This is a genomic window from Nocardioides sp. AX2bis (assembly GCF_902506435.1).
Taxonomy (GTDB): domain Bacteria; phylum Actinomycetota; class Actinomycetes; order Propionibacteriales; family Nocardioidaceae; genus Nocardioides.
In genome coordinates this window covers 2,908,903-2,921,388 of the sequence record NZ_LR733215.1, presented here as the reverse complement: position 1 = coordinate 2,921,388, position 12,486 = coordinate 2,908,903, and the positions used below count along the sequence as shown (strand labels likewise).

Sequence of the window (12,486 nt, the reverse complement as noted above, 5' to 3'; positions counted from 1 at the left end):
ATCATCCCGGTTCGGCAGCCACGCCCCACCGGGCGACGTGGTGCCAGAGACGTTTGAGCTGCTGCGGGTCCTCGACGCCGGCCTCGACCGCCTGCCCGAGCACGCGGGCGTCCAAGAGCCCGTCCCGGGCGACGCGGAGGCCGACCTCCACGGTCCTGGGCCCGCGGTAGGCCGGGTGCCGAGCCAGCTCCTCGACCGACAGCCGTCGTCCCTCGTGCCACTCGACGGGCACCCCCAGCAGGTCTGCCTGTCGTGCGGTCGGGGTGCCTCGCCAGCAGGGGTCGAGGACGAGCGCCTCGACGTCGTCGTCCAGCAGCACCGGACCGTGCACCTGGGCCTCGACGTAGCCGTCGAGACGTCCGCCGGGACCGGCCTCCACCTCGTCGGTCAGCGGACGCGCGTCCCATGCGTCGACGAGTGGCCACAGGTCGAAGTGGGTGGCGGTGGCGAAAGCGGTCGGGTCCAGCGCCGAGTCGGGGAAGCAGAACGTGGCACGGTCCAGGACCGCCTCGCGAAGACGCAGGTAGGCCGACCCGAACCGCGGCGCTCCGCCGGGTCCGGGTCCCGCCGGGTGGTCGAGGGCGCCGTACCGGGGCCGCGCCGAGCCCGGCGCCGCGTCGTACGCCCCACCGAAGATCTTCTGCTCCCATCGCCAGCGGTCTCCGCCGGGATGGGCGGTGAGGCCACCGTTGCTGGTCCCGGTCTCGAACTGGGAGCGGTAGACGCCGTCGTGGGCGAGGGACTCGAGGACGGTCTGTCCGCCCGGCACGGCCCGGCGGTCGGGGTGGAGGTTCAGCGTCACCCGCAGCCCGCGGTCGAGCGGGGGTGCGGCGGGCTTTGACCTCGCCGCGACGTGCGCCAGCGCGCGTACCGACGGGCTCGAGGTGTCCGGAAACGTCATCTCGACGCGCCGCGAGCGTCATCTCGGCTGTCCGCGAGCGTCATCTCGGCGGTGACGAGGACGGCGGTGGTGGCGAGGTGGAGGCGGCCGTCGACGACCAGGTCCGCGACGTGGCGCTCGTACGCCTCCCGCATCCGCCGCTGGACCTCCGGCGTCTGCGCGAGCAGCGTCGCGCCCTGGCCGCCGATCCCGGCCGAGGCGCCCGCCCAGACCATCCCCGGGTCGCAGACGTGGGTCCACGCCACCAGGCGGGCGTCGAGGACGGCGAGCCCCGACCCGGCCACGACCGCGGCCAGGCCGTCGACCGTGCGGGGGAAGTCCAGCTCCGGCGCCAGGCGCACCCCCGGCGGCGGCACCGCTCCCGCCTCGGCCACCACCTGCTCCCACAGCCGCGACTGCGGCGTGGCCCCCGACGGCCACACCGTCACCGCGACCCGCCCGCCGGGCGCCGTGGCCCCGGCCAGCGCAGCCAGCCCCGTCCGCGGGTCCGGGAGGTGGTTCAGCACGAAGGCGGCGAGGACGGCGTCGTAGGCCCGGTGCGGCAGCCCGTCGAGCGGCAGGTCGGGCAGGCCGCCCTCCTCGACCGCCGCGGTCGGCGCCGCCGAGCGGGCCAGCGCCACCATCCCCGGGTCCGGGTCGAGGGCGGTGACGTCCGCGTCGCGCGCGGTGGCGGCCGCGGCGAGCCCGCCGGGGCCGCACCCGACGTCGAGCACCCGGGTGCCCGGCCCGACCAGCGCCGCGTCGAGCAGCGGCTCGTGCGCGCCCGCGCAGAGCCCGGCGAAGGTCGCGGCGTACGCCCGCGCCACCCCCGACCATCCGCCAGCCATGCCGCGGAGGCTACCGAGGGCCGCGGGCCACCCCTTCGACCCCTTGTGGTCGGTGTCACAAGGGGGCCTAGTCTGAGCGGGACGATGTCCCCGATCCGCTGAGAGGTCCCCGTGACCAACCTGGCCCAGGCCCTGACCGACACCGCCGCCGAGCACGGGAGCCGTCCGGCGGTGAAGCTCGACGACCTCGTGATCGACTACGACACCCTGCTCGACGGAGCCCGCCGGGTCACGGCGATGCTCAAGGACCGCGGGATCGGCCCGGGCGACCGCGTGGGGATGGTGCTGCCGAACGTGCCGCCGTTCCCGGTGCTGTTCTACGGCGCCGTGGCCGCCGGCTGCGTGGTGGTGCCGATGAACCCGCTGCTCAAGGCGCGTGAGGTGCAGTACTACCTCGAGGACTCCGGGGCCTCGATCGTCTTCTCCTGGCACCAGATGGCCGAGGAGGCCACGAAGGCCGCGGCCGAGGTCGGCATCGACTGCGTCAGCATCGACCCCGAGGGCTTCACCGGCCTGCTCGGTGGCTTCGAGCCCGACGACGAGGTCGTCGAGCGCGACGACGACGACACCATGGTGCTGCTCTACACCTCCGGCACGACCGGCCAGCCCAAGGGCGCCGAGCTCACGCACGGCAACATGACCAGCAACGCCGCCACCAGCGCTGAGACCCTCGTCGAGCTCGGTCCCGAGGACGTCGTGATGGGGTGCCTGCCGCTCTTCCACTGCTTCGGGCTGACCTGCGGGCTCAACGCCAGCGTGCGCAGCGGCTCCTGCCTCACCCTGATCCCGCGCTTCGACGCCACCAAGGCGCTCGAGGTCATCGGCCGCGACCAGGTCACGGTCTTCGAGGGCGTCCCCACGATGTACGCCGGGATGCTCCACGCGCCCGACGCGGAGTCGTACGACGTCTCCAGCCTGCGCACCTGCATCTCCGGCGGCTCGGCGATGCCGGTCGAGGTGATGAAGAAGTTCGAGCAGACCTTCGACTGCATGGTGCTCGAGGGCTACGGGCTCTCCGAGACCTCCCCGGTCGCCTCCTTCAACCAGCCCGGCAAGGAGCGCAAGCCCGGCACCATCGGCCTGCCCGTGCGCGGGGTCGAGATGAAGGTCGTCGACGACGAGCGCCAGGAGGTCGCCCAGGGCGAGGTCGGCGAGATCGCGATCAAGGGCGAGAACGTGATGAAGGGCTACTGGGGTCGCGAGGAGGCCACCGCCGAGTCCATCCAGGACGGCTGGTTCCTCTCCGGCGACATGGCCACCGTCGACGAGGAGGGCTACTTCACCATCGTCGACCGCAAGAAGGACCTCATCATCCGGGGCGGCTACAACGTCTACCCCCGCGAGGTCGAGGAGGTCCTGTACGGCCACGACGCCGTCGCCGAGGTGGCCGTGATCGGCCTCCCGCACGACGACCTCGGTGAGGAGGTCGGCGCCGCCGTGGCCCTCAAGGAGGGGCAGTCGGCCACCGAGGACGAGCTGCAGGCCTTCGCCAAGGAGGCCCTGGCCGCCTACAAGTACCCCCGCAAGGTCTGGCTCGTCGACGACCTGCCCAAGGGCCCCACCGGCAAGATCCTGCGCCGCGAGGTCACCGCCCCCGAGGAGCAGTCATGACCACGACCGAGGAGGAGGCGGCCGCGGCCGCCGAGGGCAGCAGCCTGGCCGAGGAGCTCTCCACCCCGCTCGACCTGCTGCTCGCCGACGCCGGCCGCAGCCCGATCCGCCGCTTCCTGCCCGGCATGTCCGGCGTGCGGTTCGCCGCCGGGCTGGCCCGTCGCCCCCACAAGGTCGTCGGCCGCACCGCCGGGCTCGGCGTCGAGCTGGCGAAGGTCGGGCTCGGCCGCTCCGAGCTCGCCCCGGCGCCGAAGGACCGCCGCTGGGCCGACGAGGCCTGGGCCAAGAACCCGCTGTTCCGACGGACGCTGCAGGGCTACCTGGCCTGGGGCCAGGCCGTGCGCGGCCTGGTCGACGACGCCGATCTCGACTGGGGCGACGGGCACCGGATCGGCTTCCTGGCCGACAACCTGGTCGAGGCGATGGCACCGACCAACAACCCCGCGCTCAACCCCAAGGTCCTCAAGCGCACCCTCGACACCGGCGGCGGCAACCTGCTGGAGGGCGGCAAGCGCCTCGTGCGCGACTTCGCCACCGCACCGCGCGTGCCGTCGATGGTCGAGGCCGACGCCTTCGAGGTCGGCAAGGACATCGCGGTCACCCCCGGGGCGGTCGTGCTGCGCACCGACGTCTTCGAGCTCATCCAGTACTCGCCGCAGACGCCCCAGGTGCGCGAGGTCCCGCTGCTCATCGTCCCGCCGACGATCAACAAGTACTACGTCGTGGACCTCGCCGCGGAGCGCTCGATGATCGAGCACCTCGTGCGCAGCGGGCTGCAGGTCTACTGCATCTCCTGGCGCAACCCCGACGCCCGGCACGCCGCGTGGGACCTCGACACCTACGGCCAGGCCGTCCTGGACGCCCTCGACGGCATCGAGCAGATCAGCCGCCAGGACAAGACCGCCCTGCTCGGCATCTGCTCGGGCGGGATGATCGCCTCGATGGTGATGGGCCACCTTGCGGCCACCGGCAAGCTCGACCGGGTCGCCGCCTTCAGCCTGATGGTCACGGTCCTGGACCAGGAGCGCGCCGGCGTCACCAGCGCCCTGCTGTCCCACAAGGCCGCCGCCGCCTCCACGCGGGCCTCGGCCGAGAAGGGCTACCTCGACGGCCGGGTGCTGGCCGAGGTCTTCGCGTGGCTGCGGCCCAACGACCTGATCTGGAACTACTGGGTCAACAACTACCTGATGGGCCACGCCCCGAAGGCGTTCGACATCCTGTTCTGGAACGCCGACCCGGTCCGGATGAGCGCGGGCATGCACCGCGACTTCATGGACCTGGCCTTCCGCAACGCCCTGGTCGAGCCGAACGCCGCCACGATGCTCGACACGCCCGTGGACCTCGGGAAGGTCACCACCGACAGCTACGTCGTGGCCGGCATCGCCGACCACCTCTGCCAGTGGGAGTCCTGCTACGCCTCCACCCAGCTGCTGGGCGGGACCAGCAAGTTCGTGCTGTCGACCAGCGGCCACATCGCCGCCATGGTCAACCCGCCGGGCAACCCGAAGGCCAACTTCCGCACCGCCGAGCAGAACCCGCCCGAGGCGCAGGACTGGCTGGCCGGCGCGCACCAGGTGCCCGGCTCGTGGTGGGACGACTACGCGGGCTGGCTGGCCGAGCGGTGCGGCGACGAGCGCGGCAAGCCCCGCCGACTGGGCTCCGCGCAGCACGAGCCCCTCTGCGAGGCTCCGGGGACCTACGTCCATGACCGCTGAGCCGACGACCGACGAGCGGCCGCAGGCCGCCCCCGACCGGGTCCGCAACATCACGGTGCGCGGCGTCACCGCCCGGGTGTCGGTACGACCCGGCGTCGGCCGCCACACCGAGGCCCCGCCGCTGCTGCTGTGCAACGGGATCGGGCTGAGCCTGGAGGGCCTCCAGGGCTTCGTGGACCACCTCGACCCCGAGCGCGGCGTCGTCCGCTTCGACGTCCCCGGCGTCGGCGGCTCCGCGCTGCCGCCGCTGCCGTACACCATCGCCGGCCTCTCGTCCTGGGTGACCGCGCTGATGGGCCGCCTGGGGCACCGACGCTTCGACGTCCTGGGGATCTCCTGGGGCGGCGGCCTGGCCCAGCAGCTGGCCGTGCAGTCCCCGCGCAAGGTCCGCCGCGTGGTGCTGGTCGCCACCGGCACCGGCATGCTCATGGTGCCGGCCTCGCCGAAGGTGCTGCGCATCATGTCGACGCCCCGTCGGCACCGCGACCCGGCGTACGCCCGCGAGGTCGCCGGCACCATCTACGGCGGCAGCATGCGCACCGACCCGGCGCACGGCGCCTCGTTGCTGCACGCCGCGACCCGCGCCGGACCCAAGCGCGGCTACTACTACCAGCTGCTGGCGATGACCGGCTGGAGCAGCACGCCGTTCCTGGGCCTGCTGCGGCAGCCGACCCTGGTCCTCGGCGGCGACGACGACCCGATCATCCCGGTCGCCAACCCCCGGCTGCAGGCGCGGCTGATCCCGCGCGCCCGGCTCCACGTCTACCGCGGCGGGCACCTCGACCTGATCACCCAGGCCCACCAGCTCGCGCCCGTGGTCGACGCCTTCCTCGACGAGAATGAGACCCATGGCTGACGCCCGCTCCGACGACCCCCGCGACCCCACCTCCGGCCCGGACACCGACGCCGGTGCCCGCCCCGCGGGGTCGGTGGCACCGGTCGCGCCCGACCTGACCGACGTCGAGCTCACCGACTCCCCGTTCTCGGACTTCCTGGGCTTCGAGCTGCTGCTCTCCGACGACGACCGGGCCCTGCTCGGCCGGGTCCGCGCGTTCATGAACCGCGAGGTCGAGCCGGTCATCAACGACTACTGGACCCGCGCGGCCTTCCCGCACGAGCTCGTGCCCGGCATCGCCGACCTCGGCATCGCCGGCCTGGCCTACGACGGGCCCGGCTGCCCCGCCCGCGGTGCGCTCGTCGACGGCATGGTCGCCATGGAGCTGGCCCGCGTCGACCCGTCCATCGGCACCTTCATGGGGGTCCACGGCGGGCTGGCGATGGGCTCCATCCAGCTCTGCGGCTCCGACGAGCAGCGCGAGCGCTGGCTGCCGGCGATGGCCCGGATGGAGCTGATCGGCGCCTTCGGCCTGACCGAGCCCGACGTCGGCTCCGCGATCTCCGCCGGCCTGGCCACCTCGGCACGCCGGGACGGCGACGGCTGGGTGCTCAACGGGGAGAAGAAGTGGATCGGCAACGCCGCCTTCGCCGACCTCGTCATCATCTGGGCGCGCGACGAGGACGACGGCCAGGTCAAGGGCTTCGTGGTCGAGAAGGACACCGAGGGGATGACCTTCGACAAGCAGGAGGACAAGATCGCGCTCCGCGTGGTCCAGAACGCCGAGGTCCACCTGCGCGACGTCCGGGTGCCCGAGGAGAACCGGCTGCAGAAGGCCGAGAGCTTCCGCAGCACCGCCGACGTGCTGCGCGTGACCCGGATGGGCGTGGCCTGGCAGGCCGCCGGCTGTGCGCGGGGTGCCTTCGAGCACGCCCTGCGCTACACCAAGGCGCGCGAGCAGTTCGGCCGCCCGATCGCCTCCTTCCAGCTCGTCCAGGACCTCCTGGTCAAGATGCTCGGCCACGTCACCGCCGCCACCGCGATGAACACCCGGGCCTCCCAGCTCCAGGACGCCGGGCTGCTGCGCGACGAGCACGCCAGCCTGTGCAAGGCGCAGGCCACGGCCAAGATGCGCGAGACCGTCGGCTGGGCGCGCGAGGTCCTCGGCGGCAACGGCATCCTGCTCGAGCACCACGTCGGCCGGTTCGTCGCGGACGCCGAGGCGATCTACTCCTACGAGGGCACCCGCGAGATCAACACCCTCATCGTGGGCCGCGCGATCACCGGCGAGAGCGCCTTCGTCTGAGCCGGCTCGAGCTGCGCTACCTGCTGGCCCTGGTCACCGGGGCCGGCGGGTCGCCCGGCCACGAGGTGGCCGTCGCGCTGTCGCGGGCCGGCGCCGCGGTGCTGTGCGCCGACCCGGACCTCGCCGCCGCCGAGCGCACCGCCACGCTGGTGCGGCAGGGCCGGGTGGCTGCCTGGGCGGTCCAGGGTGCCGTCGACGACGAGGTCGACGTGGCGCTGCTGGCGGCGCGTGCTCGCGACCTCGGCGGGGCCGACCTGCTCGTCGTCGCCGGCGGGGGAGCGGCCACGACCACGCTGGTCGCGGCGGTCGGCGCCGGGCGCACCGTCGTGCTGGACCCCGGCGAGGTCGACGCCGACGTGGTGCTCGCGCGGCTGCGCTCGGGGTGAGCGCTCACCCGGGCGGTGCGGGTAGGCATGGGGCCATGGCCATCATCAACAGCAACGGGTACGCCCACGTGCGGCTCACCGTCACCGACATCGCCCGCTCGAAGAAGTTCTACGACGACGTCTTCGGGTGGCCGGCGCAGATCGACATGTCCCACGAGGTCAACGAGCCCGGTGCCACCGAGGACCCGCAGAAGTTCTACGCCGGCACCATCTACCTCACGCCGTCCGGCGCCCTCTTCGGGCTGCGCCCGGTCGGCGGGCAGACCTTCGACTCGACCACCACCGGCCTCGACCACGTCAGCTTCACCGTCGACTCCCGCGACGACCTCGAGGCGGCCGTCAAGGGCCTCGACGAGCTCGGCATCGCGCACGGCGACATCATCGACATGGAGGGCGCCGGCCTGGCGATCCTGTCCTTCCAGGACCCCGACGACATCAACCTCGAGCTCACCGCCCCGATCTGACCGCCCGGATCTGAGTCTCAGCCCAGCGGCTGGAGGGGGTGGATCGCGACCTCCCCCTCCAGGTGCGGGCCCAGCACCTCGAACGCCCGCGCGATGTGCGGCGTGGTCATGTGCTGGTCCAGGTCGGCCTGGGCGCGCCACTCCTCGACGGTGACGAACAGGCCCGGCGCCGCGCCGGACTCGTACGCGGCATAGGACAGGCAGCCCTCCTCGGCCTGCGTCGCGGTGGCCAGCTCGGCCAGGGCCGTGCGGGCCAGCTCCACGCCGTCGGCGCGGATCGGGATGGTGGCCACCACGTGCAGGGTGGCGGAGGTCGCGCTGCTCTCGGTCATGTGCGGAGGGTACGCCGGGTGCGTGTCGTTCATCACGTGTCCACCTCGACGAGGTTTCATCGGACCATGACCTCTCGGACCCGTGCGCTCGGCGCGCTCCTGCTCCCGCTCGTCCCGCTGTCCCTGGCAGCCACGCTGCTGGCCCCGCCGGCCCAGGCGGCGGCGCCCGCCGCCAGCCAGGCGCCCTCCGAGGGCCCCGGCCGCGGGATCGAGCAGCTCTCCCGGCCGCTGGTCGTCGGCCACCGCGGCGCCTCGGGCTACCGCCCCGAGCACACGCTGGCGGCTTACCGCCTGGCCGTGCAGCTCGGCGCCGACTACATCGAGCCCGACCTCGTGCCCACCAAGGACGGTGTCCTGGTGGCCCGGCACGAGAGCTTCATCAACGAGACCACCGACGTCGAGGAGCACCCGGAGTTCGCCGACCGGCGCACGGTCAAGTCCATCGACGGGGTGGAGTACGACGGCTGGTTCACCGAGGACTTCACCCTCGCCGAGCTGCGCACCCTGCGCGCCACCGAGCGGCTGCCGGCGGTGCGTCCCGACAACACCCGCTACGACGGTCGCTTCCGGGTGCCGACCTTCGACGAGGTCCTCGCCCTGGCCAAGAAGCTCTCCCGCGAGACCGGCCGCACGATCGGTGTCGCGCCCGAGACCAAGCACCCGACCTACTTCGACTCCCTCGACCTGTCGCCCGAGGAGCCGATGCTGCGCGACCTGCGCCAGGCCGGGCTGGACGGCAAGCGGTCAAGGATCTTGATCCAGTCCTTCGAGGTCAGCAACCTACGCCAGCTCGACCGGCGTACCGAGCTCCCGCTCGAGCAGCTGATGAGCCCCACCGGTGCGCCCTGGGACCAGCAGGTGAAGGAGACCGGCGTGACCTACGCCGACCTCACCACCCGCGCCGGGCTGCGCGGCGTCGCGGCGTACGCCGACTGGATCGGCCCGGAGAAGACCATGGTCATCCCGCGGCAGGAGGACGGCTCGAGCGCCGAGCCGACCGCGCTGCCGCGCAAGGCGCACCGCCAGGGCCTGCGCGTGGTGGTCTACACGATCCGCGACGAGAACCAGTTCATGGCCACCGAGTACCGCAGCGGTGAGGGCCCGGACGCCAAGGGCGACGTCTTCGCCGAGGTGGCCGACTTCCTCGACGCCGGCGTGGACGCGGTCTTCGCCGACCACCCGGACTCCGCGGTCTTCGCCCGCGACAACTGGGTCGCCGCACGCTGATCTCCCCCCGGGGGCGGGTCGCACGCGGCACACTGCTGCGGTGACGACCCGCCCCCGCCGCACGTCCCTGCTCGTCGCCGCGCTGGTCGCGGCCCTCGCCGGCCCCCTGGGCGCCGCCGCCGCACCGGCCGCCGCAGCGGACCCGGTGCCGACGACGCTCACGCTGAGCGGCAGCCGGGCCTACGCCGGCACCGCCACGACGCTGCGGGCGACCCTCCTCGACGACGCCGGCGCCCCGGTCGCCGACGCCCCCGTCGTCGTGGAGCGCCGCACCGCCGACGACTGGCGCGAGGTCGCCACGCTGACCACCGGTGCGGGCGGGGAGGCCGTGCTGGAGGAGGTGCTGGACCGCACCCCGCGCACCAACGCCTTCCGGGCGTCGTACGCCGGCGACGCCGTCCGGGCCGCGGCCGCCTCCGGGCCCACGGAGGTGACGCTGCGCAGGCGGCACAGCGTGCTCCGGGTCCTCGGTCCGGACTCCGTGGTCGACGAGCGCAGCGCCACCCTGCAGGTCCAGTGGCGCACCCGGCAGGGCGAGGGCGTCCCCGGCCGCGTGGTGCTGATGCGCCGCGACGCCGGCGGGACGTGGCGCACGGCCCGCCGTCTCACGACGGGCGAGAACGGCAACGTCTCGCTGGAGATCGCCCCGCGCGTCGACACCCGGTGGAAGGCGCGCGGCGCGGGCCAGGTCTGGGTGCGTGCCGACCGCAGCGGGGTCCTCGCCGTCGACAACCTGCCGCCGGGCGAGCCGGTCCGCCTGCCGGCCGGGGCTCCCCGGCCGCGGATCGACCTGCCGTCGCAGCCCCGCGCCGTGGGCGACGGCGCCAACCCGGTCGTGACCCGCATCCCCGACGGCGTGTGGGGCCAGATGACCGGTCGCAGCTGGCACGCCGGCTGCCCCGTCGGCCGGGCCTCGCTGCGGCTGCTGCGGGTCAACTACTGGGACTTCACCGGCTACCGCCGCCGCGGCGAGATGGTCCTCAACGCCGACGTCGCCGGCCGGGTCGCGGGCGCCCTGGGCGCGATGTACGCCAAGAAGCTGCCGATTCGCGCGATGTACCGCGTCGACCGGTTCGGCTGGTCCGCGCGCGTGCGCGGTGCCGACGACCACGCCTCGATGGCGGCCGACAACACCTCCGCGTTCAACTGCCGCGACGTGGTCAACCGCCCCGGCGTCCGCTCGCCGCACTCGTACGGACGGTCGGTCGACATCAACCCGTGGGAGAACCCGTACCGCTCGGCGACCGGGCTCGTGCCCAACACCTGGTGGCAGTCGCGCACCCACCCGCGGGTGGCCTGGCGCTCCTCGCGGCACCCGGTGGTCTCGACGCTGGCGGCCCACGGCCTGGGCTGGACCTACGGCACCAGCGACAACCACCACTTCGACGCCCGCCCGGCCGGGATGGCGCGGCCGCTGCCGACGCCGGACTGCGGACCGGTGGCCTGCGAGTGACCCCTGGCTGCGTCTTCTGCGCGGTGGTGGCGGGGGAGTCCCCGGCCGACGTGGTGCTCGACGAGCCCCACCTGGTCGGCTTCCTCGACCGGCGCCCGGTGTTCAAGGGCCACGTGCTGCTGGTGCCCCGCACGCACGTCGCGACGCTGCCCGACCTGCCGGCGGCGCTGCGGGACCCGTTCCTGGAGGCCGCCCAGCGGCTGGCGACCGCGGTCGTCGACGGGCTCGGGGCGCAGGGCAGCTTCGTGGCGATGAACAACACCGTCAGCCAGTCGGTGCCCCACCTGCACCTGCACGTCGTGCCCCGCACGAAGGGCGACGGGCTGCGGGGGTTCTTCTGGCCCCGGACCCGGTACGAGGACGGCGAGGCCCCGACGTACGCCGCCCGGCTCCGCGAGACCCTCGCCGGCCCGGTCGGGGCCGGGGACTAGGGTCGGACGCGGTCGAGGTTACCGATCAGTCACCTCGCCCGTCACCGGCTGGAGCACCAGCTGGGCCCCCCAGCACCAGGAGGAGAACATCATGGGTCGATTCGACGGGCGCGTCGCCGTCGTCACCGGAGCCGCCCGCGGGATCGGGTTCGGCACCGCCGTCCGCTTCGCCGAGGAGGGCGCCTCGGTCGCGATCGTCGACCTCGACGAGGCCGCCGCCGTCGAGGCGGCCGGCCGGCTGCCGCTGGTCGAGGGCGCCAGCGCGGTCGGGATCGGGTGCGACGTCAGCGACGCCGCCGCCGTCGACGCCGCGGTGGCCCGGACGGTCGCCGAGCTCGGCGGGCTGCACATCCTGGTCAACAACGCCGGCATCACCCGCGACAACCTGCTGTTCAAGATGTCCGAGCTGGACTGGGACCTGGTGATGAACGTGCACCTCAAGGGCGCGTTCCTGATGACGAAGGCCGCCCAGGCGCACTTCGTGGAGCAGAAGTACGGCAAGGTCGTCTGCCTGTCCAGCGTCTCGGCGCTCGGCAACCGGGGCCAGGCCAACTACTCGGCCGCCAAGATGGGCATCCAGGGCTTCGTGCGCACCCTCGGCATCGAGCTCGGCCGCTACGGCGTGAACGCCAACGCCGTCGCCCCCGGCTTCATCGCCTCGGAGATGACCGACGCCACGGCCACGCGCGTCGGCATGAGCGTCGAGGACTTCCGCGCCGCCGCGGCCGACCGCAACCCGGTCAAGCGCGTCGGGTTCCCCGAGGACATCGCCGCGGCCGTCGCCTTCCTGTGCAGCGACGAGTCCTCCTACATCACCGGCCAGACGATCTACGTCGACGGCGGCGCCAAGCTCGTCAGCTGACCCCGACCGGTCGTCGGGCCTGCCGGGCCCCCGTCCCGGCCCCACCTGGCACCGGCCCGGGCGCGCCTGCGCGCGCTCGGCCGGTGCCGGGTCACACTGGGGTGGCTGACCCGCCCCACCCGATCGGAGCCCCCCG

Annotated in this window: 13 protein-coding genes; 10 read left to right on the top strand and 3 right to left on the bottom strand. The window is 73.6% G+C overall.

The window, feature by feature from the left end; all coding sequences use genetic code 11:
• Position 1 precedes the first annotated feature (1 nt).
• Together GV155_RS13990 and GV155_RS13985 are read right to left on the bottom strand one after the other, a co-directional pair.
• On the bottom strand, positions 2-901 hold the full coding sequence (locus GV155_RS13990; RefSeq protein ID WP_160008881.1) for a DUF3626 domain-containing protein: 900 nt from the start codon (positions 899-901) through the stop codon (positions 2-4).
• Positions 898-1,728 carry a class I SAM-dependent methyltransferase gene (locus tag GV155_RS13985; RefSeq protein ID WP_160008879.1) on the bottom strand — a complete coding sequence of 277 codons (831 nt, stop codon included), beginning with the start codon at positions 1,726-1,728 and terminating at the stop codon, positions 898-900. The genes GV155_RS13990 and GV155_RS13985 overlap by 4 nt, the downstream gene beginning before the upstream one ends.
• Positions 1,729-1,839: 111 nt before the next feature.
• Here GV155_RS13985 and GV155_RS13980 point away from each other — a divergent pair, with 111 nt between their 5' ends.
• The 6 genes from GV155_RS13980 (at position 1,840) to GV155_RS13955 (ending at position 8,045) form a co-directional block, all read left to right on the top strand.
• A complete protein-coding gene (locus GV155_RS13980) occupies positions 1,840-3,339 on the top strand; it encodes a long-chain-fatty-acid--CoA ligase (RefSeq protein WP_160008877.1) in 1,500 nt (499 codons plus the stop codon).
• Positions 3,336-5,054, top strand: coding sequence for a PHA/PHB synthase family protein (locus GV155_RS13975; RefSeq protein WP_160008875.1), 1,719 nt, complete (start codon positions 3,336-3,338; stop codon positions 5,052-5,054). Before GV155_RS13980 ends, GV155_RS13975 begins: the two co-directional genes overlap by 4 nt.
• Entirely contained in the window at positions 5,044-5,910 is an 867-nt protein-coding gene (gene phaZ, locus GV155_RS13970; RefSeq protein WP_160008873.1) for a poly(3-hydroxyalkanoate) depolymerase, read from the top strand. Before GV155_RS13975 ends, phaZ begins: the two co-directional genes overlap by 11 nt.
• Entirely contained in the window at positions 5,903-7,195 is a 1,293-nt protein-coding gene (locus tag GV155_RS13965; protein ID WP_201300172.1) for an acyl-CoA dehydrogenase family protein, read from the top strand. The genes phaZ and GV155_RS13965 overlap by 8 nt, the downstream gene beginning before the upstream one ends.
• 65 nt (positions 7,196-7,260) lie before the next feature.
• Complete coding sequence (locus GV155_RS13960; protein ID WP_160008869.1) at positions 7,261-7,581, top strand: hypothetical protein; 321 nt, start codon at positions 7,261-7,263, stop codon at positions 7,579-7,581.
• Positions 7,582-7,616: 35 nt separating this feature from the next.
• Positions 7,617-8,045, top strand: a complete 429-nt coding sequence (locus GV155_RS13955) for a VOC family protein (protein WP_160008867.1) — start codon at positions 7,617-7,619, stop codon at positions 8,043-8,045.
• Between the two features lie 17 nt (positions 8,046-8,062).
• On the opposite strand, the gene GV155_RS13950 is transcribed toward GV155_RS13955, so the two are convergent.
• On the bottom strand, positions 8,063-8,377 hold the full coding sequence (locus GV155_RS13950) for a putative quinol monooxygenase (protein WP_160008865.1): 315 nt from the start codon (positions 8,375-8,377) through the stop codon (positions 8,063-8,065).
• A gap of 66 nt (positions 8,378-8,443) precedes the next feature.
• On the opposite strand from GV155_RS13950, the gene GV155_RS13945 reads away from it, so the two are divergent.
• The 4 genes from GV155_RS13945 (at position 8,444) to GV155_RS13930 (ending at position 12,350) form a co-directional block, all read left to right on the top strand.
• On the top strand, positions 8,444-9,604 hold the full coding sequence (locus GV155_RS13945; protein ID WP_160008863.1) for a glycerophosphodiester phosphodiesterase: 1,161 nt from the start codon (positions 8,444-8,446) through the stop codon (positions 9,602-9,604).
• 40 nt (positions 9,605-9,644) lie between these two features.
• Positions 9,645-11,057, top strand: a complete 1,413-nt coding sequence (locus tag GV155_RS13940; protein ID WP_160008861.1) for a M15 family metallopeptidase — start codon at positions 9,645-9,647, stop codon at positions 11,055-11,057.
• The gene (locus GV155_RS13935; RefSeq protein WP_160008859.1) at positions 11,054-11,488 is read left to right on the top strand and encodes an HIT family protein; all 435 of its coding nucleotides are present in this window, start codon (positions 11,054-11,056) and stop codon (positions 11,486-11,488) included. Before GV155_RS13940 ends, GV155_RS13935 begins: the two co-directional genes overlap by 4 nt.
• Before the next feature lie 91 nt (positions 11,489-11,579).
• Positions 11,580-12,350: an SDR family NAD(P)-dependent oxidoreductase gene (locus tag GV155_RS13930; RefSeq protein WP_160008857.1), complete on the top strand. Its 771-nt coding sequence runs from the start codon at positions 11,580-11,582 to the stop codon at positions 12,348-12,350.
• The last annotated feature ends 136 nt before the right edge of the window (positions 12,351-12,486 follow it).